Annotated in this window: 23 protein-coding genes, 1 tRNA gene and 1 riboswitch; of the genes, 6 read left to right on the top strand and 18 right to left on the bottom strand. The window is 70.5% G+C overall.

Annotated features, from left to right (window positions below):
* Positions 1–50: 50 nt before the first annotated feature.
* The 4 genes from RNC47_RS03640 to RNC47_RS03625 form a co-directional block, all read right to left on the bottom strand.
* On the bottom strand, positions 51–2216 hold the full coding sequence (locus RNC47_RS03640; protein WP_311595419.1) for a bifunctional serine/threonine-protein kinase/ABC transporter substrate-binding protein: 2166 nt from the start codon (positions 2214–2216) through the stop codon (positions 51–53).
* Positions 2213–2998 (bottom strand): hypothetical protein, encoded by a 786-nt coding sequence (locus tag RNC47_RS03635; RefSeq protein WP_311595418.1) that lies wholly within the window; start codon positions 2996–2998, stop codon positions 2213–2215. Before RNC47_RS03635 ends, RNC47_RS03640 begins: the two co-directional genes overlap by 4 nt.
* A 131-nt stretch (positions 2999–3129) precedes the next feature.
* A complete protein-coding gene (locus RNC47_RS03630; protein WP_311595417.1) occupies positions 3130–3858 on the bottom strand; it encodes an endonuclease V in 729 nt (242 codons plus the stop codon).
* A gap of 2 nt (positions 3859–3860) precedes the next feature.
* Entirely contained in the window at positions 3861–5312 is a 1452-nt protein-coding gene (locus RNC47_RS03625; RefSeq protein ID WP_311595415.1) for a glycine hydroxymethyltransferase, read from the bottom strand.
* A gap of 21 nt (positions 5313–5333) precedes the next feature.
* Positions 5334–5426, bottom strand: a riboswitch (ZMP/ZTP riboswitch).
* Between the two features lie 115 nt (positions 5427–5541).
* On the opposite strand from RNC47_RS03625, the gene RNC47_RS03620 reads away from it, so the two are divergent.
* Positions 5542–5757, top strand: a complete 216-nt coding sequence (locus tag RNC47_RS03620) for a dodecin (RefSeq protein WP_311595414.1) — start codon at positions 5542–5544, stop codon at positions 5755–5757.
* A 135-nt stretch (positions 5758–5892) separates the two neighbouring features.
* Here the strand turns inward: RNC47_RS03620 and RNC47_RS03615 are convergent, their stop codons facing one another.
* From RNC47_RS03615 to RNC47_RS03590, 6 genes are all read right to left on the bottom strand, one after another.
* On the bottom strand, positions 5893–7272 hold the full coding sequence (locus tag RNC47_RS03615) for a cytochrome P450 (protein ID WP_311595413.1): 1380 nt from the start codon (positions 7270–7272) through the stop codon (positions 5893–5895).
* Between the two features lie 2 nt (positions 7273–7274).
* On the bottom strand, positions 7275–7871 hold the full coding sequence (locus RNC47_RS03610) for a GTP-binding protein (RefSeq protein WP_311595412.1): 597 nt from the start codon (positions 7869–7871) through the stop codon (positions 7275–7277).
* On the bottom strand, positions 7846–8241 hold the full coding sequence (locus RNC47_RS03605; protein ID WP_311595411.1) for a DUF742 domain-containing protein: 396 nt from the start codon (positions 8239–8241) through the stop codon (positions 7846–7848). Before RNC47_RS03605 ends, RNC47_RS03610 begins: the two co-directional genes overlap by 26 nt.
* Positions 8238–8639, bottom strand: coding sequence for a roadblock/LC7 domain-containing protein (locus RNC47_RS03600; protein ID WP_311595410.1), 402 nt, complete (start codon positions 8637–8639; stop codon positions 8238–8240). Before RNC47_RS03600 ends, RNC47_RS03605 begins: the two co-directional genes overlap by 4 nt.
* Positions 8636–9751 (bottom strand): ATP-binding protein, encoded by a 1116-nt coding sequence (locus RNC47_RS03595; protein WP_311595408.1) that lies wholly within the window; start codon positions 9749–9751, stop codon positions 8636–8638. The genes RNC47_RS03600 and RNC47_RS03595 overlap by 4 nt, the downstream gene beginning before the upstream one ends.
* Before the next feature lie 372 nt (positions 9752–10123).
* Positions 10124–11020 carry a carbohydrate kinase family protein gene (locus RNC47_RS03590; protein ID WP_311595406.1) on the bottom strand — a complete coding sequence of 299 codons (897 nt, stop codon included), beginning with the start codon at positions 11018–11020 and terminating at the stop codon, positions 10124–10126.
* A gap of 236 nt (positions 11021–11256) precedes the next feature.
* Here RNC47_RS03590 and RNC47_RS03585 point away from each other — a divergent pair, with 236 nt between their 5' ends.
* Positions 11257–12195: an alpha/beta hydrolase gene (locus RNC47_RS03585; RefSeq protein ID WP_311595405.1), complete on the top strand. Its 939-nt coding sequence runs from the start codon at positions 11257–11259 to the stop codon at positions 12193–12195.
* 21 nt (positions 12196–12216) lie between these two features.
* Here the strand turns inward: RNC47_RS03585 and RNC47_RS03580 are convergent, their stop codons facing one another.
* Positions 12217–13140 carry a helix-turn-helix domain-containing protein gene (locus tag RNC47_RS03580; RefSeq protein WP_311595403.1) on the bottom strand — a complete coding sequence of 308 codons (924 nt, stop codon included), beginning with the start codon at positions 13138–13140 and terminating at the stop codon, positions 12217–12219.
* Positions 13141–13259: 119 nt separating this feature from the next.
* Entirely contained in the window at positions 13260–13502 is a 243-nt protein-coding gene (locus RNC47_RS03575) for a DUF397 domain-containing protein (RefSeq protein WP_311595401.1), read from the bottom strand.
* 228 nt (positions 13503–13730) lie between these two features.
* Here RNC47_RS03575 and RNC47_RS03570 point away from each other — a divergent pair, with 228 nt between their 5' ends.
* Both RNC47_RS03570 and RNC47_RS03565 read left to right on the top strand, forming a co-directional pair.
* Positions 13731–14363, top strand: a complete 633-nt coding sequence (locus RNC47_RS03570; RefSeq protein WP_311595400.1) for an ATP-binding protein — start codon at positions 13731–13733, stop codon at positions 14361–14363.
* A gap of 107 nt (positions 14364–14470) precedes the next feature.
* Positions 14471–14558, top strand: a tRNA-Leu gene (locus tag RNC47_RS03565).
* Positions 14559–14772: 214 nt separating this feature from the next.
* Here RNC47_RS03565 and RNC47_RS03560 read toward each other — a convergent pair.
* On the bottom strand, positions 14773–14994 hold the full coding sequence (locus tag RNC47_RS03560) for a MazG-like family protein (protein ID WP_394814694.1): 222 nt from the start codon (positions 14992–14994) through the stop codon (positions 14773–14775).
* A 198-nt stretch (positions 14995–15192) separates the two neighbouring features.
* Positions 15193–16449, bottom strand: a complete 1257-nt coding sequence (locus RNC47_RS03555; RefSeq protein WP_311595399.1) for a nucleotide sugar dehydrogenase — start codon at positions 16447–16449, stop codon at positions 15193–15195.
* A 67-nt stretch (positions 16450–16516) separates the two neighbouring features.
* On the opposite strand from RNC47_RS03555, the gene RNC47_RS03550 reads away from it, so the two are divergent.
* On the top strand, positions 16517–17290 hold the full coding sequence (locus RNC47_RS03550; RefSeq protein WP_311595398.1) for a glycosyltransferase family 2 protein: 774 nt from the start codon (positions 16517–16519) through the stop codon (positions 17288–17290).
* Between the two features lie 40 nt (positions 17291–17330).
* Here RNC47_RS03550 and RNC47_RS03545 read toward each other — a convergent pair whose 3' ends face one another.
* The 4 genes from RNC47_RS03545 to RNC47_RS03530 form a co-directional block, all read right to left on the bottom strand.
* Entirely contained in the window at positions 17331–18269 is a 939-nt protein-coding gene (locus tag RNC47_RS03545) for a TauD/TfdA family dioxygenase (protein WP_311595396.1), read from the bottom strand.
* A 203-nt stretch (positions 18270–18472) separates the two neighbouring features.
* Positions 18473–18613: a helix-turn-helix domain-containing protein gene (locus RNC47_RS03540; RefSeq protein ID WP_311595395.1), complete on the bottom strand. Its 141-nt coding sequence runs from the start codon at positions 18611–18613 to the stop codon at positions 18473–18475.
* A gap of 63 nt (positions 18614–18676) precedes the next feature.
* A complete protein-coding gene (locus RNC47_RS03535; protein WP_311595394.1) occupies positions 18677–19159 on the bottom strand; it encodes an NUDIX hydrolase in 483 nt (160 codons plus the stop codon).
* A 531-nt stretch (positions 19160–19690) separates the two neighbouring features.
* Positions 19691–19846 carry a hypothetical protein gene (locus RNC47_RS03530; RefSeq protein WP_311595392.1) on the bottom strand — a complete coding sequence of 52 codons (156 nt, stop codon included), beginning with the start codon at positions 19844–19846 and terminating at the stop codon, positions 19691–19693.
* A gap of 1140 nt (positions 19847–20986) precedes the next feature.
* On the opposite strand from RNC47_RS03530, the gene RNC47_RS03525 reads away from it, so the two are divergent.
* The gene (locus RNC47_RS03525; RefSeq protein WP_311595391.1) at positions 20987–21886 is read left to right on the top strand and encodes a Tat pathway signal protein; all 900 of its coding nucleotides are present in this window, start codon (positions 20987–20989) and stop codon (positions 21884–21886) included.
* Positions 21887–21896 lie beyond the last annotated feature (10 nt).

Here is a 21896-nt window from a genome sequence, read left to right as displayed (position 1 = left end):
GCCCCTCGCCGGGGGCGGTCGGCCGGTCGGCCGGCCGCCCCCGGCCGCGCTCACTCCCCCGGCGGCTCGACGGGCCCGCGGAACCGGACTCCGTCCCCGGTCGCCCGGTAGAGGTAGCCCAGCGGCCCGTCGCCGGCGTAGCCGCCGGCCGCGTCGAAGGCCAACGGCCGCCCGAGGCCGTGGTACTCGGCGCCGCGCAGCCGGGCGAGCAGCGACGCCCGGGTCGGCTCCGCCGCGTCGTGGGAGAGCGCCCGCATGGCGTCCACCACCATCCGGGCCGCGTCGTAGCCCTCCACCGCGTAGGGCTCGACCGTGCCGCCGAACCGCTCGCGGTGCACGGTGGCGAAGCCGCTGGCCTCCGGATCGACCGTGGGGTCGGTATAGGTGGTGACGAAGTACCAGCCGGCCGCGTCCTCGCCGGCGATCTCGAAGAAGGCGGGGCCGAGCGCCTCCTGGGTGGCCACCACCGCGCCCTCGTACCCCGCCTCGGCCAGGGCCCTGGCCAGCCGCCCGGCACCGTCCGCGAAGCCGCCGTACACCACGGCGTCGAGGCCGGCCGCCGTGAAGCCCTCGGCGACCTCGGAGAAGTCGTGGGTGCCGGCGGGCAGCACCCGGGGGGTGAGCTCGACCGCGCGCCGGTCCACGGCGTCGCCGACCGCCCGGGTGACCAGCCAGCTGTACTCGTCGGCCGTGCGGTCGTCGATCAGGCCGACCCGGCGGGCGCCGAGCTCCGCGTCGAGCACCAGCGGGACCGCCCGCGCGGCCGTGGCCGTGTCGGGCCGGCCGAGCAGCAGCGTGTCGTCCTCGGCGCGCGACCCGAAGCTGCCAGCCGACAGCGCCAGCAGCGGCACGCCGGCCGCGCCGTACGCCTCGGCGGCCGCCCGCGCGACGGCGTCACCGGTCGGCCCGACGACGGCGAGCACCGCCGGATCGTCGATCAGCGCCCGCGCCACCTCGGCGGCGCGCTCCGGGTCGCCGCCGTCGTCCAGGGCCCGCAGGCTCACCGTGAAGTCGAGGTCGCCCAGCTGGTTCAGCTCCTCGACGGCCATGGTGACGCCCCTCCGCTGCCCCTTGCCGTACTTGGCGTGCGGGCCGCTGAGGTCGGCGTGCAGGCCGATCGCGTGGTGCCGGCGGCCCTCGGCCGACGCGGCGCCGCCGGAGCGCGACACCAGCAGCCTGGCGGCCAGCGCGCCGCCGAACAGCAGCAGGCCCCCGCTGCCGACGGCGGTCAGCAGCCGGCGGCGGGACGACGGTCCGGGCGCGGGCGGTGGGGGCGGCGGCGGAGTGGCCCTGGGCGGCCTGACGGGTGGCGGCGGCTCGGGGTCGAGCCACTCGGCCTGCTCGGGTCCCGGGCTCGGCAGCCGGGCGTGGAAACGGTGGTTGACCTCGGCCGCGACCGGCGCCGGCAGCCACGCCCCGGTGCGCCCGAGGCCGCCCGTCTCGCCCGGCCGCGCCAGCTCGGCGTACAGGTCGGCGGCGGTGGGCCGCAGCACCGGGTCCTTGGCCAGGCAGGCCTCGATCACCTCGAGCAGGCTGCGCGGCACGTCGGCCAGGTCGGCGGGCTCGTGCACCACTCGGTGCAGCAGCTCGCGACCGGTGCCCGTGCCGAAGGGGTGTCGCCCCGTGACGGCGTGGACCAGCACGCAGCCGAGCGAGAAGACGTCCGTGGCGGGGCCTGGCCCTTCGGGGCCGCCGCGGGCCTGCTCGGGCGACTGGTACCCGGGGGCGCCGCCGACCGTGCCGGTGCCGCCGAAGCCGGTGAGCCGGGGACCGTCGGGCAGCAGGTGCACATGGCCCGGGCGCACGTCCTGGTGGGCCAGGCCGGCCTGGTGGACGGCGTCGAGGGCCTCGGCGAGCAGGGCGCCGATGATCCGCACCGGCTCGCGCGGCAGCGGGCCGTGCGCCGCGACGACCTCGGGCAGCGTGGGCCCGGGCACGTAGGGGTAGGCGGCCCACATGGTGCCGCCCGCGGTGTCGGCGGCCAACACGCCGACCAGGCAGCGGGCCGACACGTGCCGCGCGGCGGCCACGTCCCGCTCGAACCTGGCCCGGAACTCCGGGTCCCTGGCGTGCTCCCTGCGGATCACCTTGAGGGCGCCCGGCGCCCCGCCGAGCGACCTGGCCAGGTAGACGACGCCCGTGCGCCCCTCGGCCAGCCGCCGCAGCAGCCGGTAGCCGCCGATCCGCCGGGGGTCGGAGAGTTCCAGGTCCCTCACCGCAGCTCGCTCTCCGCCCGGGACAGCATCAGCTCGATCGCGTCGTTGAGCAGGGTCCCCACGTCCTCCTCGTCGTAGCCGACCGTGCCCTTGACGGCGAGCGCCACGGTGACGGGCCCGAGCCTGGCCACGCCCCACAGGTAGGGGTGGGGGCCGCCGGGCCCCGGGCCGTGGTACTGGCCGCCCTCGTGGATCATGTCGTCCGCCGCGAGCTGGCCGCGCACCCCGTAGGGGGCGCCCTCGGAGCGCAGCCCGGTGACCGACTCGCCTGGCCTGAGCGTCTGTTCGGGGCAGCGCATGCCCTCTTCGAGGGTGGCCGCCATCCGCTCGTCCGCCACCGTGGTGCTGCGGTGCACGGTGACCGAGGACATCACGCGTAACGGCTCGCCCTCGCCGCCCGGCGCCGGGTGCTCGCTGTACCGGGAGAGGCTGGCCAGCACCTCCTCGGGCAGGGCCGCGCGGCGCCAGACGCACCCCTCGTCGAGCACCGCCCAGGTGGCCGGATCCGACTCGTACGGGTCCTGGGGCACGAAGCCGTCACCGAGGTCGGTCGGGGTGGCGGCGACCGCCCTGGCGAGGGCGAGGGCGGCCGCGGGGTCGGCCGGCGGTTCCGCGACCCTGGGCGAGGGCTCGCCGGACGCCTCGGCGGCGGGCGACGAGCCCGCGGTCGCCCCCTCGCCGCCGTCCGTGGGGCCGTCGCCCGCGTCCGCGGCGGTGCAGCCGAACAGCAGCACCGCCGTGGTCGCCGCCAGCGCGGCGCGCACCGGCCTGAGGTACCGCACCGTGACCTCCCGAGTCCGCTGGGTGGGGGATCACCCTAGCGTCCTCGTACGACAACCGGCAGTGGCCACCCGCCTGTTCGGGACGCCGCGGCCCGGGACCGGCACTCGAAGGAGTGAGGAGCCACGTCCGGCTAGGGACCGCCGTGCCGCTCGCCGTCCCGCTCGCCGGCCGCCCGCAGGGCGTCGCGGCAGAGCCGGTCGGCCCGCCTGGTGGTCTCGGGGAGCCGGTAGCCACGGGTCAGGTGCAGGGTGTGGGCGCAGGCGTCGGCGATGGTGGTGCGGTGTCCCGGCGAGACGTAGACCGGTTTGACGCCGTCCCTGGTGCGCAGCGCGCGACCGACCTCCTCGTCGCCGTCGAGCAGCGGCGCCGCGTCGCCGCGTCGTGGTCCCGGCGGGGGGTGCCGGAAGGTGAAGGGGTTCTTGGCGACGCCGATGGTGGGCAGCCCGGTGAGCACTCCCAGGTGGCTGGCGAGCCCGAGGCGGCGGGGGTGGGCGAGGCCGTAGCCGTCGCACACCACCAGGTCGGGGACGTGGCGCAGCCTGCCGAGCGCGGCGAGCACGGCGGGCAGTTCACGGAAGGCGAGCAGCCCGGGGACGTAGGGGAAGGCGACCCGGCCCACCGCCGTGGCGTGCCCGAGCTCGGCCAGGGTGGCCGCGTCGAGCGCCACGGCGGCGGCCGCGACGGTGTCGCGTGCGTCGTCGTAGGCGACGTCGACGCCGACCACGACGGTTCCGGGGGCCCCTGGCGCGGGGCCCGAGCCGTCCAGGACGACCCGCGGTCGGAGTCGCTCCTGGACGGCCCTGGCCTCGGCCTCGGTGGCCGGCGTGGTGTGCGGGGTGACGAGGCGGAGGGCGCTCACGCTCAGCTCAGGTCGATCCCGGGGTAGAGCGGGTGCTTGGCGAGCAGGTCGGCGGCGCGCTTGGCGACCTGCTCGGCGACGCCGTCCTCCAGGCGGTAGGTGGCCTTGGAGGCCCCGCCGCTCTTGGTGGTGCCGGGGGTGGTGCGGGAGAGCACGATGTCGATGAGCTCGGCGACCTCGTCCATGCCCGCGGTGTCGAGGCCGCGGGTGGTGAGGGCCGGGGTGCCGATCCGGATGCCGGAGGTGTACCAGGCGCCGTTGGGGTCGCGGGGCACCGCGTTGCGGTTGGTGACGATGCCGGCGTCGAGCAGCGCGGCCTCGGCCTGCCGGCCGGTGAGGCCGTAGGAGGAGACGTCGATCAGGGCGAGGTGGTTGTCGGTGCCGCCGGTGACCAGCCGGGCGCCGCGGCGCATCAGGCCCTCGGCGAGGGCACGCGAGTTGTCCACGATGCGCTGGGCGTAGTCGCGGAAGGCGGGCTGCCTGGCCTCGGCGAGGGCCACGGCCTTGGCGGCCATGACGTGCGGCAGCGGGCCGCCGAGCACCATCGGGCAGCCGCGGTCGACCTGCTCGGCGAGCGAGTCGTCGCACAGCACCATGCCGCCGCGGGGGCCGCGCAGCGACTTGTGGGTGGTGGTGGTGACGATCTGGGCGTTCGGCACCGGATCGAAGTCGCCGGTGAGGACCTTGCCCGCGACGAGGCCGGCGAAGTGGGCCATGTCGACCATCAGCGTCGCGCCGACCTCGTCGGCGATCTCGCGCATGATCCGGAAGTTGATCAGCCGCGGGTAGGCGGAGTAGCCGGCGATGAGGATCAGCGGCCGGAACTCGCGGGCGGCGGCGCGGACGGCGTCGTAGTCGACCAGGCCGGTCTCGGGGTCGGTGCCGTAGCTGCGCTGTTCGAACATCTTGCCGGAGATGTTGGGGCGGAAGCCGTGGGTGAGGTGGCCGCCGGCGTCCAGGGACATGCCGAGCATCCGCTGGCTGCCGAGGTCGCGGCGGAGCGCGGCCCAGTCCTCCTCGGTGAGGTCGTTGACCTGACGGGCGCCGGCCCGCTCCAGGGCCGGGCTCTCGACGCGCTGGGCGAGGACGGCCCAGAAGGCGACGAGGTTGGCGTCGATGCCCGAGTGCGGCTGGACGTAGGCGTGGCGGGCGCCGAAGAGCTCGCGGGCGTGCTCGGCCGCGAGGGACTCCACGGTGTCGACGTTGCGGCAGCCGGCGTAGAAGCGGCGGCCGACGGTGCCCTCGGCGTACTTGTCGCTCAGCCAGTTCCCCATGGCGAGGAGCACGGCGGGCGAGGCGTAGTTCTCGCTGGCGATCAGCTTGAGGGACGCGCGCTGGTCCTCGATCTCGGCGCCGATGGCGTCGGCGATCCTGGGCTCGACGGACCGGACGACGTCGAGGCCGCTGCGGAAGGCGGTGGAGACGGTGGAGTCGGCTGCTGGCTCGTTGGTCATGGGGGCCTCCTTGACATGGGTCGCGACGGCCCAGGCGCACGGCTCCACATCGCACAGCTAGGGCCGCTTCCCGATGGTTGACCCCATCCCGACGCGCCAGTCACGGCCCGGTGCGAGGGTAGCACCGCTGGTCCCGGCCGTGTCGCGGGTGTCCGCCCGGTGGGGCAGGGTGGAGTCAGTGGGACGCGGGGCCCCGCGTCGCCACCCGCGTGATGCCCTGGAGGCCGGCATGAGCGAGCACATCTACCGGGTGACCGAGATCGTCGGTTCCTCGCCGGAGAGCGTGGACGCGGCGGTGCGGAACGGGATCGCCCGGGCCGCCAAGACGCTGCGCAACATCGACTGGTTCGAGGTGACGCAGATCCGCGGCCACGTGGAGAACGGCGCGATCGGCCACTACCAGGTGGGGCTGAAGGTGGGCTTCAGGCTGGAGGACACGGCCTGAGGGCGGTGGCCGCCCCCGGCGAACGCGACGGCCTCCGGTCGACGTCGGTCGACCGGAGGCCGTCTGCTCAGTGGCCGGTTCGGCTCGTCGCCCGCTCGTCCGCCTGCCCGCCGGAACGGGCCGGACGAGCAAGGGTCAGCGCCACCGGGCCAGGAAGGAACTCCACCAGCCGCCCTTGGCCGGGGCCGGCTCCGGTGCCGAGGTCTGCCGCGCCGCGACGTTCTCCTGGCTCGGGTTGGGCGTCCTGCTGCGGAGACGGACGGGGGTGAAGCTGGCCGGGAGCTCGACGAGCCCGCGCTGGAACGGGCCGAGCCGCCAGTTCAGGTTCTCGACGGGCACCGCGAGTTCGATGTCGGGCAGCAGGTTGAGCAGCCGTTCCATCGCCCCGATGGCCATCAGGGTGGCGGGGTCCTTCGCCGGGCAGGCGTGCGGCCCGGCGGACCAGGCGAGGTGGGCGCGCTTGCTGAGCATCTGCCGGGAGGCGGACAGGGAGGGGTCGGTGTTCGCGGCCGCGAAGCTCACCGCCACCGGATCGCCCGCCGCCAGCCTCATGCCGAAGAGCTCGACGTCACGCGTCGGGTAGTGCACGCCGTAGTTGGGGATCGGCGGGCTGTTCCACAGGACCTCGTCCACGGCGTCCTCGACGAGCAGCGCTCCGCCGTACTGGCCGCCGAAGAACCGCTCGTCGGAGAGGACGAGCAACAGTCCGCTCCCGATCAGGTTGCGCACCGGGTCGGCGCCGGCGCCCGTCATCGTGAAGAGCTGGTTGATCATCTCCTCGTCGGACAGCCCCGCCGGGTGCCTGACCATCCACGAGGTGACGTCCTCGCCCGGCTGGGCGCGCTTGTACGCGACCAGTTCGGTCAGGCTCTCACCGACCAACTTGCTCGCCGCCTCGGCGTCGTCGCCCGCCCAGACCCCCGACCAGCCCTCAGCGAGCCGGTCGCCGAGGTGGGCGGGACAGCCGAAGACGTCGTTGATCACCAGGAGCGAGACGAGCTTGGCGTACTCGTCGACCAGGTCGACCGTACCCCGGGTGCTGAACTGCTCGATCAGATAGGTGGAGATCCGCTCCACCTGACGGCTGAGCCGGTGGGTGTCCAGCTTGGCCATGCTGTCGCTGATCGCCTGCCGCAGCCGCAGGTGCTCGGCTCCGTCGGCGAAGAAGGCGTTGGGCCGGTGGGCCATCATCGGCACCGCGGGGCTGTCGTGCGGTATGCGGCCCTCGTTGAGGTCCCGCCACCTGCGGGCGTCCTTGGAGAACAGCTCGGGGGACTGGAGCACCTGGAGCGCGGCCGAGTAGTCGGTGACCAGGGTCACCGGCACGCCGGGCGCGAACTCGACGGGCGCGGCCGGTCCGTACTGGCGCAGGTACTCGTAGAACCGCTGCGGATCGGCCGCGAACTCGGGCCCGTACAGCGGCACCCGCTCGACCGGCTCCGGCTGGCTGCCGTTCATGCCCTGGTGTGCCGGGCAGCCGGGAGGCGGGTTCGTGAAACCTGAGGGGGAATCCATTCTTACTCCTGTCGGGTGTGGCTCTGCAGATAGCGGACGAGAGCCACGAGTGCCTGGGCCGACGACTTCTCGTCGCGGGCGTCGCAGGTGACAACCGGGGTTTCGGGGAGCAGGTCGAGCGCCTCCCTGAGCTCCGCCTCGGTGTGTGTCGGGGAGCCGTCGAAGTGGTTGACCGCGATGGCGTACGAGATGCCGTACTTCTCGACCAGGTCCATGACGGCGAAGGAGTCCCTGAGACGCTCCGGATCCACCAGGATCAGGGCGCCGAGGGCACCGCGGGTCATGTCTTCCCAGACCTGAACGAAGCGCTGCTGTCCCGGCGTTCCGAACAGATAGAGGACAAGTCGGTCGCTCAGGGTCAGACGCCCGAAGTCCATCGCGACGGTGGTCGTGGTCTTGCCCCGCACGCCCTTCAGATCGTCTATCTCCGCGCCGGCCTGCGTCATCGTCTCCTCGGTGCGCAGCGGCGGAATCTCGGAGAGTGTGCCGATAAAGGTCGTCTTGCCGACGGCGAAGTGACCGACCACCAGGATCTTCGCCGCGATCTGCACCTTCTCGGCCAGGTGGACGCCCTCAGCCGAACCGTGCCTGGAGTCCATCCAGAACCTCCTGAAGAACCTGAATGTCGGCAAGTTGGGCCGGCGGAATGGGAGCCCGTGTGATGACGAAGCCGCGATCCGCCAGGTCGACCAACAGCACCTTGACAATGCCGATGGGCAGCCCGAGGTGCCCCGCGATCTCGGCGACCGAGAGATACCCGCCGTCGCACAACTCGACCACGTCGCGCATCTCCGGATCGAGCTGCACCCTGTGGTGCTCGCTGTCGGACGCCGCCGTGACGAGAGTGACCAGGTCGAATCGATTGCCGTCGTCGAAGCCGCGGCCGTTGATGATGACGTACGGTCGCACTAATTCGGAGGTCTCGACTTCGACGGCCTCTTCTTGTTCCGGATCCTGGGGTGTGGTCATGCCTGAATACCGGAGTTCTCACGGGGCGGGGTGGTCAGCACCTTGCCGAGCTGCCCGACGAGCTGCTGCATGCGGAACGTGATGTCCGCCATGTCCACCTGGAGCGAGGCCGAGACGGCGAGGTAGGCGCCCTCGCCGGCGGAGATGAGGAAGACCCACCCACCGTCGAACTCGACCACGGTCTGGCGCCACTGCATCCCGGCGTCACCGCTGAAGCCGGCCACCGTGCGGCTGAGGGACTGCATGCCGCTCATGGCCGCGGCGATGGTGTCGGCCTCGTCCTTGTTCACGTCCCTGGAGCGGGCCATCAGCAGACCGTCGGCCGAGACGAGGATGGCGTGGCGTGCCCCCGGCACCTCCAGGGCGCTCTCCAGCATCCACGACAGTTCGGTGTTCACTGAACCTCAAATCCTTCCCTGCTCGGATCGGCCTTGCGACCGGACTGGGTGCCACGCTGGAAGGCGCCCATGATGGACGCGGTCTCCTCGCTCGAGCGGGCGGGAGCGGTCTCGGACTCGCCTCGGGACTGCGGCACGATGGCCATCTGCCCGCGCCGGCGACGCTTGGGCAGGCCACCGGAGGTGGTCGCCTGCGCGGGGCGCGGCTGCTCGCTGGCGGCCGTCTCGGGCACGGCAGGGGTGGGTTCGGGCATGCTGGTCAGCAGCTCCTGAGGCAGAAGGACCACCGCCCGGACGCCGCCGTACGGGGACGCCGAGTCGACTGAGACGGTGAATCCGTAGCGGGCGGCAAGCACGCCGATGACCGCGAAGCCGAACTGAGGCGGGTTTCCGAGCTCGGTCACGCCGACCGGGTGCTCGCCCGACAGCAGCCGGGCGGCCCGGCTCTTCTCCTCCTCGTTCATGCCCACACCGGCGTCGTCGATGATGACGCACACGCCCTTGGGCACGGTGCGGATGTTGATGTCGATCGTGGTCTCGGGCGCCGAGTAGCTGGTGGCGTTGTCCAGGAGTTCGGCGAGGACCAGCGCGACGGGCTCGACCGCGCGGCTGACGACGGCGAAGCTGGTCTGCGAGCGGATCTCCACGCGGGTGTAGTGGCGGACCCGGCCCTTGGCGCTGCGCGCCACGTCGTAGAGCGACGCGACGGCGCGCTGCCGACCGAGCCAGCCGTCGCAGAGCACGGCCACGGACTGTGCCCGGCGGCCGAACTGCGAGTTCATGTGGTCGATCTCGAGCAGGTCCTGGAGGATCTGCTGGTCACCGTATTTCTCCTGCGCCCTGGAAAGCGCCAACTGCTGTTCGTTGGCGAGACCCTGGAGCGTCCGCATGGCGGACTTGAGCGCGGTTTTCGTCGAGTCCTCGGCACGAACTCTCGCCTCTTCGACAGCCTCCGCGAGAGTGTTTTCGAGTTCCGCGTGCCGGGCCGCCAGTTCTTCCTTTTCCGCGCGGAGTTTGGCGGCCGACTTACGGCCTCGATAGATAACGGCTGCAGCAAGGGGAGTGCCAGCAATCAGACCCCAGAGCGCCGGATCCTGCATGTATTGCGTCATGAGATTCTCTTTTAGCTAGACCGCCAGGTACTAAGACAAGAGGGTGCCCTGATGTTGAACCCGGTGTCCCCCGACGCGGATTCACCCCGCCAACCGACCTGGCACGGCGACGAGGCCCTCTCAGCCCACGGGTCGGCATGCTATGCCCGTACCTCGGCATAATGCTCATCGGGTGACCCTCTTATGACTTGGCTGATTTTCCGACGGCCGTATGTCTTACGCGCCCTCAGCTCGCTTGGCAAGCGCGGCGATCGTATCATCTGAGCGACTGTCGGGTTCGGTCCCCATGACTTCCCCTCAGGTCCCGACGGGGCCCCAACCTCGCCAACGTTTCCTAATTGTTAACCCCATCTCATCTCCCCCACAGGGGACTCACAACGCCCCCAGTTCTTCCCGAGTGGGCGGGTCGGCCCCGATCCTGGTGCAGGTGATCGCGGCGGCCGTGGCGCAACGCCGCAACACGGTCGAGAGTTCGTCGGGCGCGACGGGTGGGGCACCGCGTTCGGCGATCGAGTCGAGCAACGCCGCCTGGAACGTGTCCCCGGCACCGATCGTGTCCAGCACCGTGACGGCCGGCGCGGCCACCCCGACCTCGTGCCCCGAGGTGACCGCCAACGCGCCGCGCGCACCCAGCGTGACCACCACCAGGCGCGGTCCCGCCGCGAGCAGCGTGCGGGCGGCGTCGGCCGGCCCGGTGCCGGGGAAGAGCCAGGCCAGGTCCTCGTCGCTGGCCTTGAGCACGTCGACCGAGGCCGCCAGCCGACGCGCCGCCTCCAGGTAGGCGTCCCGGTCCGGCTGCACCGCCGGCCGCACGTTGAGGTCGGCCGCCACCGTCGTCCCGGCCGCCCGCCGTTCCCGGCAGAGTTCGAGCACCCGGGAGGCGCCCGGCTCGATCACCACGGCCAGCGATCCCGTGTGCAGCACCGCGGTGTCCTCGGGGACCGGCAGTTCGCGCGGGTCCCAGGAGGCGAGGAAGTCGTAGCGGGCCGCGCCGTCCACGCCGAGGTAGGCGAGCGCCACGATGGTGCGGTCGGTGTCAGCCGGCACCCGGCGCACCGTCAGGCCCGTCTCCGCGAGGTGCGCGCGCACCAGCTCGCCCGGCGGGTCCTCGCCCCAGGCCGTCAACAGGGTGGTGGGCCGCCCGAGCCGGCGCAGGCCGACCGCCACGTTGGCCGGGCTGCCGCCCGGCGCCGCGTGCACGTCCCGGGCGCCGGTCTTCCACAGGAGATCGACCAGGGCCTCCCCCACCACGGTCACTCGAGCTGTCACTGACCTCACCTCTCCGTAGGGGACACGCGCCGACCGCCACATCCTGGACGGACAACCGTCTTACGGCAAGATCGAGTTGTCGATCCTCCCAGCTCGGAAGGTCACCGAACGGGCACACGACCACCCCATCCGGGCATCGCCTCCCGAGCTCCTCCCCCGCCGCGCCGGCTGCGCGCGGACCCCGTGACGTCCCATACTGGCCACGGCGGATCCCCTCCGGACCCCGGGAGCGAGCCATGGAGACCGGTGCCACCACCGCGGCCGACGGCGTTCGGATCATCACCCGCACCTGGCTGCCCGAGGACGGCCGGCGTCCCCGCGCCTGGGTGCAGTTGGTGCACGGCGCGGCCGAACACGCGGGCCGCTACGACCGGTTCGCGCGGCTGCTGACCGCACACGGCTACGCGGTCGTCGCCTCGGACAACCGCGGCCACGGCGGAACGGCCCGGCACACCGGCGGACTCGGGGTGGCCGGCGCCTCGGGCTGGCGGGCGGTGGTCGCGGACCTGCACGCGGTGGGCGAGGCCGCGCGCGCCCGGGTGCCGGGCATACCGCTGGTGCTGTTCGGGCACAGCATGGGGTCCCAACTCGCCCGCGACTACGCCCAGGAGCACGGCGCGGGCCTCGCCGGCCTCGTGCTGTGCGGCACGTTCAGGTCGCTGCCCGGCTGTGAGACCGAGAGCGCCGCCGCCGGTCTGCGGGCCGAGATCGAGCGTGGCGGCCGGGGCGCGCCCTCGTCCTTCGTGTCCGACCTGTTCGCCAGGTTCAACGATCCCTACCCGCACCGCACGGGCTTCGAGTGGCTCTCCCGTGATCCGGCCGAGGTGGACGCCTATGTCGCGGACGAGCGCTGCGGCTTCCCGTTCAGCGCCGGCCTCGCCCTGGACTGGGTGCTCGGGGTGCGCAAGATCAACGACCCCCGCAACCAGGCCCGGGTGCCGCGCGACCTGCCCGTGCACGTGGTCGTCGGCGAGCTCGACCCCTGCCACGCCGGTCTCTCACTCGTCTACGAACTGCTCGAGGACTTCCGCTACGCCGGGACCAGGGAGCTGAGCTGGCGCGCCTACCCGGGGGCACGGCACGAGATCCTCAACGAGACCAACCGCGCGGAGGTCGGGGCGGACCTGCTCGGCTGGCTCGACGCCACTCTCGACACCCGACCCGGCAGGCCCTGAGCCGGCCGCGGCGCCCGGGGTTCAGAGGGTGTTCTTCAGCCCGTCGAGGAAACGCAGCCCGTCGAGGAAGTCGCCCGTCTTGCCGTGCGGTTCCGCGGTGGCACAGAGGCTGTCCATCACGGCGAGGTAGTCCTCGACGTCCTCGCGCTTGTCGAGGTAGAGCGCGCTGTTGAGCTGCTCCAGATAGACGATGTCCGGCAGGTCGGGCTCCTGGAAGCGCAGCACGGTGATCGGGCCGCCGGCCGCCGACAGGCCGCCGATCCTGAACGGCGCGATCTGCAGCGTGACGTTGGGCAGTTCGGCCATCTCGCGCAGGTGCCTGATCTGGCCGCGCATCGCCTCGACGCCGCCGAGCGGCCGGCGCAGCGCGGCCTCGTCGATCACGGCCCACAGCCGGGGAGCGTGCGGCTTGTAGAGCAGCTTCTGCCGCTCCATGCGCAGCTCGACCCGACGCTCGACCATCCGCTCCGAGGCACGCGGGTTGCCCAGGCGGATGCAGGCCCGCGCGTACTCGGCGGTCTGCAGCAGGCCGGGGACGAACTGCACCTCGTAGGTGCGGATGACGGAGGCCGCCTCCTCGAGACCGATCAGCGTCTCGAACCAACTGGGCACCACGTCGTTGTACTTCTGCCACCAGCCGGGGGTGCTGGCCTGCCGGGCGAGCGCGAGGAACTGCCCGCGGCGCTCCTCGTCGAGCACGCCGTAGAGGGTGAGCAGGTCGGCGATGTCCCGCTCCTTGGAGCCGACACGCCCCAGCTCGAGGCGGCTGATCTTGGCGTGCGAGCCGCGGATGGCCTCGCCCGCCGCCTCACGCGTGATGCCGCAGCTCTCGCGCAGTCGGCGCAGGTGGGTGCCGAGGACGATACGCAGCACCGTGGGCCCGCCGCGCGGGTGAGCGAGTATATCCCTCACCGGCGAGGTGGGGCTTGGCTGAGCTGTCGGCATGTCTGTGTCCCCTGAGTGTTGAATTCGCGCCCAAGTGTTGCACTGTTCGATCGCTGCGTACAGTCGCCCCCTCGCAACTCGGGGCGATTCAACGGGGATCGGCCGAGCCGGACGCCTGGTCAGTCGGCGCGGACGAGGTCGTCGAAGTCCCCGTCCTTGGCGCCCTGGAGGAACGCGGTCATCTCGGCGTGGGTGTAGATCAGCGCCGGGCCCTGCGGGTCACGGGAGTTGCGCACGGCGACGTCGCCGCCGGGCAGCCCGGCCATCTCGACGCAGTTGCCGTTGGGGTTGCTTCGTCCGCTCTTCCGCCAGGCCGCGCCCGCGAGCAGGCCGGCCGATACTCCGTTGACGAACTGCGGCATGTGGACTCCTACGTTCTGCTTGCGCGCCTGCGTGGGGGGCGCCCTGGGGACGCCGGTCGACGGCTTCTGACCGAATACTGCCTCAACTCCGAGCGTTCTTGCATCTGTTCTTGCATCCGTTCTTGCATCAGTTCTTTCGGATGTACTTGCAGGGACACGCTCGGTTCAGTGAGGATGGACCCTGCGGAGCCACTGCCCAGGGTGAAGTCGGATCGTCCGGAGGTCGTCATGACAGCTCTCCCGTTCGCCGCCACGGCGCCTTACCCGGCGCCCCAGGCCCGGACCCGAGGCGCCGACACGGCCGGATTCGCCACCTTCCCGCTGGCGAACTCCTCGGACTCCCCCAAGTCCGCGCGCGACAGCACGCGTTCGGCGCTCAACGGCTGGGGCCTCGGTGAGCTCCTGGACGACGCCCTGGTGATCGTCTCGGAGCTGGTCACCAACGCCGTGCGCTACGGCCGCCCGGTGGCGGCGGACCACTGCCCGCTGGCGCCCGCCACCACCGAGCAACCGTTTCTGCTGAGCCTGGTGCACTGCGACGGCGCGGTGCTGTGCGCCGTCTTCGACCCGGGCCGCGAGGTGCCGCGGGTCAAGGAGCCGGACTTCCTCCAGGAGTCGGGGCGCGGCCTGCACGTGCTGGAGTCCCTGGCGCGCAGCTGGGGCTGGACCACCCCGGACCGGCACGGCAAGGCGGTATGGGCGCTGCTCACCTCGCCCGAGCGGTGCGCCGACGCCGAGGACGATCCGGAGTGGGAGCCGCTCACCCGCCTCCTGCTGCTCCTCGAACTGCTGAGCGGCCCGTCCTGGCTCCGCGCCCTGGGCTCCTCGTCCACCACCCTCCCCGGCTCCGCACGCCGCTGACCCCGGCCCCGCCGCCCGTCGAGGGCGGGCGGAAGCCAGGTGAGAGCACCCTCCGAACCTTGGTATGGTTGACCCGTCGCCGGGCCCGTGGGGCCCGCACACACCCTGTCCGGGTGGCGGAATGGCAGACGCGCTAGCTTGAGGTGCTAGTGCCCGTTTAAGGGCGTGGGGGTTCAAGTCCCCCCTCGGACACCACCAGAAACCCCAGCTGAGCTGGGGTTTTTCTGCGTCTCGGGCCCCTCGGAGGGCCCGCGTGAGCAACGCAAACGATCTCTCGGCCCAGGCGGTGCCGGCCGTCGGCCGCAGCCACCAGACGTAGCCGATCGAACACCCTTGTCCCAGGCCTGGCCGCTCTCGCCCGGGCGGGTCCAGGAGTGACGCTCCTCGGAGGGGCGGTGTCCTGATGGGCTCAGTTCAGTGAGCGGTCAGCCACGCGCTGTAGATGGCGCTCGAAGATCTTCTCCGGGTCGGGGCTGAGGATGGCGAGCGACACCGTGCTGGTGAGGATCACGTCGCAGAGTTCCGTCTCCACGTCGGCCCACGTGTGGCTTGCGCCCTTGCGCGGGTTCGAGCCCATCGCTCCGTGGATGGCCTCAGCGACCTCACCGGCCTCTTCCTGGATCTTCAGCACGCGCAGGAGGCGTGTGACGTCCGGCCCGTTGGGGTTGTCAGCGTCGAGCCATTCGACGAGACGCCCGATCGTGGCCCAGGTGGCCGAGTCCGTGTCTCACCGGTTCCTTCGTGGAGTACGGCCGTCGTCGGCCTCTGTCGGAAGCTCCCCGGACGGCGGTCAGCCGGCATGTGGCCGGCAGGGGTCCAGCGCCCCCACCTACAGGACATCGACGTTCGCGCCGGACAGCCGGTTCCGGCAGTCGAGCACATACGGCGCGTGCTCAAGGATCGTCTCGTAGTCGAACGCCGCATGGTCCGTGAGCAGCACCACGGCGTCGGACGCCATGATCTCCTCCGCGGTCGCCTCTACTCGGATGAGGCGTGCGTCCGTGCGGATGTCGTCCACGACGTGCGGGTCCGCGCCGCGCACCGCGGCGCCGAGATCGAGGAGCAGCTCCGCGACGCGCGCTGACGGCGATTCGCGGGCATCGGAGGTGTCGGCCTTGTAGGCCAGGCCGAGCAGCAGTACGCGAGAGCCCCTGACGGCCATGCGACGCGTGTTGAAAGCCTCCGTGAGCCGCCGGACCACGTAGTCAGGCATGTGGTTGTTCACGTCGTTGGCGAGTTCAACGAAACGGAACGGGACGCCGACCGCGCGTTCCACCTTCCACGACAGGAATGACGGATCGATGGGCAGGCAGTGTCCGCCGACGCCGGGGCCGGGGGTGAACCGCAGGTAGCCGAAGGGCTTGGTCGCGGCGGCGTCGATCGCCTCCCAGACGTTCACGCCGAGCGGCCTGGCGAGCATCGCTATCTCGTTGACCAGCGCGATGTTGACGTGCCGGAAGGTGTTCTCGATCAGCTTGGTCAGCTCGGCCACTCTTGTTCCGGAGACGGGAACCGTGGTCTCCACCAATCCGTCGTAGAAGTCCATGACCGCGTCGAGCGACGCGGCATCGATACCGGAGACCACTTTGGGCGTCTTGTCGAACGGCCACGTCGTGTTTCCCGGGTCGATGCGCTCGGGGCTGTAGCCGATGTGGAAGTCCGCGCCAGCGGTGAGGCCGGACGCCTTCTCCAAGATCGGCAGCATCAGTTCCTCGGTGGTACCGGGGTAGGTCGTGGACTCCAGGACCACGGTCGCGCCGGGGCACAGATGCGCGCCCAACGTGTGGGCACAGGATTCGATGTAGCTCAGGTCGGGCACGCCGTCCCGCAGCGGGGTCGGCACGGTGACCACCGCGATGTCGAAGCCGGCCAGCGCGGTGGCTTCGGCGGTCACGGAGTAGGCCCCGGAGTCCAGCGCTGCCCGGAGCCGCGTGGACGCGACGTCCTCGACGTACGACTGGCCAGTGGCGATCTGCTCGACACGATGCGGGTCCACGTCGTAGCCGACGACACGGTGGCCCACCTCTGCGGCGCGCAGGGCCAGGGGCAGTCCCACGTAGCCCTGGCCGGCGACGACAACATGCATGGCGGCTCCTCCTACGATTCCAGTGCTTGAATGGACCCTCGTCTTTGGCCTGGTAAGGAGATGCGCTGTGCCCCTGGTGTCTGTTGTGATGCCTGTGTACAACTCGGCAGTCACTCTCGGCGCTGCGATCCGGTCGGTACTCACGCAGACCCACAGCGATCTGGAGCTTCTGGTCACCGACGACAAGTCGTCCGACGACTCCATGGACCTGCTCATGGAATTCGCCAGGCAGGACGAACGCGTGCTGCCGGAATCGGCGCCCGAAAGGGGCGGTGCGGGCCGGGCACGCAACCTCGCTATCGAGCGGGCCAAGGGCGATTACATCGCCTTTCTCGACAGTGACGACATGTGGCTCCCGGAGAAGACCGAGCGGCAGATCGAATTCGCTGCGGCAGGTGAGGCGCCTTTGACGTTCACCTCCTACTACAAGATGGACGCCGACTACGAGGGCGAGAGCACGGATTTCGTCCCGAATGGGCGCGTGGTCCGAGCGCGAGAACATGTCGACTACCGCGCTATGTTGGTCCGGGATCACATCGGCGCGTTGACCGCCATGTACGACCGCACCGTCCTCGGCACGAGGCTGATGCCGGAGATGCAGAAGCGACAGGACTACGCGCTTTGGTTGTCGATCATGCGTGACGGCGCTGACGCCCGGGGCCTTCCCGAGCCGCTGGCGGTGTACAGGGCCCACCAGGCGGGATCGCTGTCGTCCAACAAGCTGTCGCTCGTCCCGTACAACTGGGCGCTGTACCGCGACCACGAGGGACTGTCCGTTCCCCGGGCGACGCGGGCGCTGGCCGGCGCCGTGTGGCAGTCGCTGCGTAACTCGCGGATCTAGGAACCTCCGCGAGAGCCGGCCGGACACCGCCCACACCAACCTACGAGGCGAGCTGTCCGGTGGTGCCTGCACCGCGCAGGAACAGTTGGAGCAGCAAGCGGCGGTCCTCGGGCGCGATGTCACGCTGGCCGTCGCCCAGCGGCTCGCGGCCGTGAACCACTCGGTGTTGGTTCACGACCAGGACGTCACCGCGCTGGAGCGTGCAGGACACCTGCCCGGCGACCATCTGGTCCGCGAGCTCCCTGGCCGCGTGGGCGTGTGCCTCATCGAGTCCGGACTGGGAGAGCATCTTGGCGGTGAACCGAACGAATCCGAGGTCCGCGGGTTCGCCGTCCAGGACTGGGAACGGCTTGTACTCCTCGCCGACATCGGACAGATCGAAGAACGATCCATAGCTGTATGCCTTGTCGGCCAAGAGAGCGCGGCTTGAGGGCGTCAAGCGCGATACAGCCGCGCGCGCGTCGGAAAGGATGCTCGCGCCGGCACCGAGCGGGTCGGGACGGACACACAGAAGCGTCGTGTAATCCGGGGGCTGGGTCGCGTTGACCAAGTCCATGTGAAACGCGTTGTACCCCGTACCGGTGGACAGGCCGGGATTGGCGTCGAGATTGGTCCCGATCTCCTTCCACAGCGGCCACCGCTGGAAAGGCTGGAAGGGAATCGCCACCTCGGCGAGAAGCGCCGTTGTCAAGCGTAAGAATCGGTCCCCGACCCCGAGCACCTGAGCGATGTTCCGCAGGCGCACCACGGCGTATCCACCAGCCGCCCCGCTCAGCAGGGAGAGAAGGCGCTCCCTGATTTCAACGAATCGCGGAGCCGAGTTCAGCTTGGCCCGGCACCACTCCACCGTGGAGCCTGCCAGGAAGGCGCCCTCCGCGCTCCAGGCCGGAAGCGTGCTTCCGATCTCGATCAGGTCGTCTTCCAGTTCTTTCGGGAGGTCGATGAAGCCGTCCCTACCAGCACTCGCGATCTCGGGCACCGTACTGATCCCTTCTGCGGATTCGCGTCGCCCGGCTGGACGACGCGTTACTCGCCCGCTGGCAGTCAGCCCGAAAGCCCTCCGGCCACCCTGTCAAGCGGGGGTCTTGCCTGTTTTCGTCGCGCTGTTCCTCGAAAGCCGTCATGCCGGGAGAATCGGCGTATCCGGGCTGCACGGGCAGCGTCAGCGCTCTCCCTGCCGTCTCATAGCCCTCCCCGGCTGCGGAAGGTGACGTCCGCTTCATCGAGAAGGCGATGGATGAATCCGTAGGAGCGTTCAATCTCCACCAATAGATCCCGAATGCTTTGACCGGATTTGCACTTCTTCTTGTGGTCGGCCGACATCCGTCAGGGAGTGCGAACCATGCCGTGTGCGCTCCTCGGCAGGGGGGCGGGTCCTGAGGGTGATCAGGCGGCGATGGGAACCTTCGGGGACCCCACGAGATATCGGACGGGACCTCCGGCGCCCGCCTCCATGGCCACGCTGATGCACCACTGGGCTTGCGGGGTGACGAAGTCACCCAGGCTGCCCGGGTCCGCCCATCGGTGGCCGCGGAACTCGCTCGCCAGCATGAGTTCGGTATCCGAGCGGATCGTGCCGCAGTCGAAGACGATGTGGTACTCCTCCGCCGTCTCCTCGCTACCGGGCAGGTAGTGGACGGCCAGGACACCTCTCGGGACCAGCTTCAGCCCGGTCTCCTTCAACACGTGACGCTGGCAGGCAACGGACGTGGCCTCACCGGCGAGCGCCATGCCACCAGCGAGCTTGTATCGCTCTGGACCCGCCGTGTAGATCTTGTCCAGTAGCAGCACCTGTCCGTTCTCATCCCGGATGAGCGCCAAGCCGACCGCCCTACGAGGCTGCGGATTCGTGATCTCTGTGTGGTGCATCGCTCTCCTACTTGACTGCCGTCAGCACGTCGGCGGCCCGCGTCCGCGACTGTTGACGTGATGGAGGGAACCCCGCCCCCCTCCGCGACTCAGCTCGTGAGGGAGCTGAGTCAGGGGGCAGCGCGGCTGAAGGTGTGGGGTCTAAGGAAGCGCGATCGTCCGGGGCGCTGATCGCTCGCAGGAAGCGTTGGCCGAGGGGCGTGCGCGGCTTACGGTGCCGGCCACGGCGGAACTGGACGGCGGGAGGCCGGCCCTGCCGGGCCGAGACGTACAAGTCGACCGACCGCCCGTACTCATCGCTCGGCAGATGGGCGGTGGCTTCGGCGTAGTCCAGGACTGAGCCGTGCAACACGTCCAGACACGGCGCACAGGCGAACAGGGGAGCGTGTCCCGAGGCCGTGCTGATGACGCCGATCCACAAGACCTGGGTGTACTGGTGACCGCAGAAGAACCAGCACCATCCCAGGTACCACCGGGCGTTCTCGGGTGGCGCTGGCGCCGGCCGCAGAAACTCGGTCTCCGCTTCGAGACTCACCGCCCGCTCCCCTCGGCAGGCCGCCCGTTGTCCTTGGCCGCTCGGACGTGCGCAACGAACCGCAGAAGGAACGCGAGCAGGGCCGAGAAGACAACAAGCGTCGCCAACATGGCGACCGCAATCAGCTGGGCCCAGGTCACCAGGAAGCTCACCGCCCCACCTCGTTCCTCAAGGGGCATGTGAACCAGACGCACTTCGCGCCCAGGCGAGGCGGCACCGTCTCCCAGCCGAACTGCGGGCACATCTCCCGAAGCAGCCAGAGTCCTCTCCCCGACTCCTCGTCCCAATTCGGCTTGCGTACCGCCGGCATCACGGGCGATTGGTCGAATACCTGGATCACGGCTCGATCTCCGACTCGGGACACGGTGAGGCAGCAGTTCCCCCCAACGTGCTTGCATACGTTGGACAGCAACTCTGAAACTCCCAAGCGCGTCAGCATCACCGCGACCTGGTCTCCCCCGAGCTTCACAACGGTCTCGGCCGCTATCCCCCGCCAGTGCTCGATATCTTGCGGGCGAGCAACCAAATGCCAGGCGTATGTTGCATCCCCGTCAGTGTCTTGCTCGATGACGACTGCCATGGAGACCTCCGGCTGTACTGCCGTGCGTTGTGTCGGGCAGGGCCCAAGAACGAAACTTCGATTAGGCAGTGGGCGAGTGCTGCCTGCCGCTTGCTCACCAGTCAACGAGTTGGCGTGCCGAAGTCCCAGGGTCCGGCCGGGGGAGATCTGTTTACGGTGTTTAGCGGTGCAGCGCCCGAACTCGCTATGTTGGACGCACCCCGACTTCAGAGAGGGCTCGATGGACGGACCAAGGGCGAGGGGCCAGTCATCCAACGAGTTGTTGCGGGCAGCCTTGAAGTCCGCTGGCGTCACCTACGAGGCTCTGGCCTCCGCAGTTCGTGCAGCGGCGGCGGAAGCCGGCATCACCTTGCGGACCAACCGCTCGGCAGTCGCACACTGGGTGGCCGGCTCCCAGCCCGCCGAAGACGCGGTCCCCTACGTGCTCGAAGCCCTCTCTCGGCTCTTGAAACGAGCGGTCTCTCCGAAGGACGTTGGCTTAGCACCCACTTCCCTGAGCGACACCCTGGATTGGCATGCGGATACGCTGGCAGCGCTGCATGAGCTGGGGAGTGTTGACTTGGATCTTCGGCGTAGGCACATCCTGACGGCCGCTGCGTACTCGGTTGCGACTCTCGGTGTCCCGGGCTCCGCCTGGTGGATGGAGCGAGCACACCGCCCCGTCCGCCAGCCGAAAAGCCGACACACGGTGGGACGGGGAGATCTCGACGCCGTGCGCGAGATGGTGGCCATGTTCTCCCGTATCGACCAGCGGCACGGTGGCGGTCACGCCCGCAGCGCCGTGGTGCAGTACCTCACCACGGACGTCAGCGGCTACCTCCACGGCCACTTCCCGGACGATGACGTCCGCAGGGGGATGTACTCGGCGGCCAGTGAACTGGCCTATCTCTCGGGCTGGATGGCCTTCGACAACGGAGAGCATCCCATCGCTCAGCGCTACCTCACGACAGCGGTCAGCCTGGCCGCGGAAGCGGACGATGCGCCCATGGCCGGTCATGTACTACGTGCCATGGCTCACCAAGCGGTCGAGCTGAGGCATCCAGCCGAGGCGCTTGATCTCGCCGCCGCTTCTGTGGAGGGGAGCCGCTACGCCTCGGCATCCCCACGTGAACGTTCCCTGCTCGGCGTGGTGCACGCCCGAGCCCTCGCCGCCGCCGGTGAGAGCCAGGCTGCCGCAGCCGCGCTGCTGCGTGCCGAAGATGACCTGGCGGCGGCCTCCCCCGGGGATGACGAGCCGGGCCGGGTGTTCTTCTTCGGCGAAGCCAGCCTCGCCCACGAGACCGCCTGTGTTCTGCGTGACACCGGGGATCTCGAAGGGGCGAAGCGGGAGTTCCGCCGGAGTGTCCGCACCCGGAAGGCGTCCTCCTTCACCCGAACGCATGCGGTGACCCTGGGGTACCTCGGGTCCGTGCAGGCGCGACAAGGGGGCATTGAAGAAGCGTGTGCAACGTGGTCACGTGCCCTCGACCTCATGGACGGTGTCCACTCCGCTCGTGCCCGACGTACCGCAGCAGACATGCGACGCGCACTGTCGCCGGTGCGTGCCCGGGGCATCCCCCTCGTCAGAGACATCGACCACCGAGCCGCCGCGTTCCTGGCGCAGTCGTCCTGAAGCACGGACC

Origin of the sequence: Streptomyces millisiae, assembly GCF_031845425.1 — a bacterium.
Classification (GTDB): domain Bacteria; phylum Actinomycetota; class Actinomycetes; order Streptomycetales; family Streptomycetaceae; genus Streptomyces; species Streptomyces millisiae.
Note: the sequence above shows the minus strand (reverse complement) of the source record. Positions and strands in the feature narration are given on the sequence as shown.

Coding starts and splice junctions, on each gene's coding strand:
- RNC47_RS03625 (WP_311595415.1), bottom strand. CDS start 5,312: ATGACCAACGAGCCAGCAGCCGACTCCACCGTCTCCACCGCCTTCCGC.
- RNC47_RS03620 (WP_311595414.1), top strand. CDS start 5,542: ATGAGCGAGCACATCTACCGGGTGACCGAGATCGTCGGTTCCTCGCCG.
- RNC47_RS03615 (WP_311595413.1), bottom strand. CDS start 7,272: ATGGATTCCCCCTCAGGTTTCACGAACCCGCCTCCCGGCTGCCCGGCA.
- RNC47_RS03610 (WP_311595412.1), bottom strand. CDS start 7,871: ATGGACTCCAGGCACGGTTCGGCTGAGGGCGTCCACCTGGCCGAGAAG.
- RNC47_RS03605 (WP_311595411.1), bottom strand. CDS start 8,241: ATGACCACACCCCAGGATCCGGAACAAGAAGAGGCCGTCGAAGTCGAG.
- RNC47_RS03595 (WP_311595408.1), bottom strand. CDS start 9,751: ATGACGCAATACATGCAGGATCCGGCGCTCTGGGGTCTGATTGCTGGC.
- RNC47_RS03585 (WP_311595405.1), top strand. CDS start 11,257: ATGGAGACCGGTGCCACCACCGCGGCCGACGGCGTTCGGATCATCACC.
- RNC47_RS03580 (WP_311595403.1), bottom strand. CDS start 13,140: ATGCCGACAGCTCAGCCAAGCCCCACCTCGCCGGTGAGGGATATACTC.
- RNC47_RS03575 (WP_311595401.1), bottom strand. CDS start 13,502: ATGCCGCAGTTCGTCAACGGAGTATCGGCCGGCCTGCTCGCGGGCGCG.
- RNC47_RS03570 (WP_311595400.1), top strand. CDS start 13,731: ATGACAGCTCTCCCGTTCGCCGCCACGGCGCCTTACCCGGCGCCCCAG.
- RNC47_RS03555 (WP_311595399.1), bottom strand. CDS start 16,449: ATGCATGTTGTCGTCGCCGGCCAGGGCTACGTGGGACTGCCCCTGGCC.
- RNC47_RS03540 (WP_311595395.1), bottom strand. CDS start 18,613: ATGTCGGCCGACCACAAGAAGAAGTGCAAATCCGGTCAAAGCATTCGG.
- RNC47_RS03535 (WP_311595394.1), bottom strand. CDS start 19,159: ATGCACCACACAGAGATCACGAATCCGCAGCCTCGTAGGGCGGTCGGC.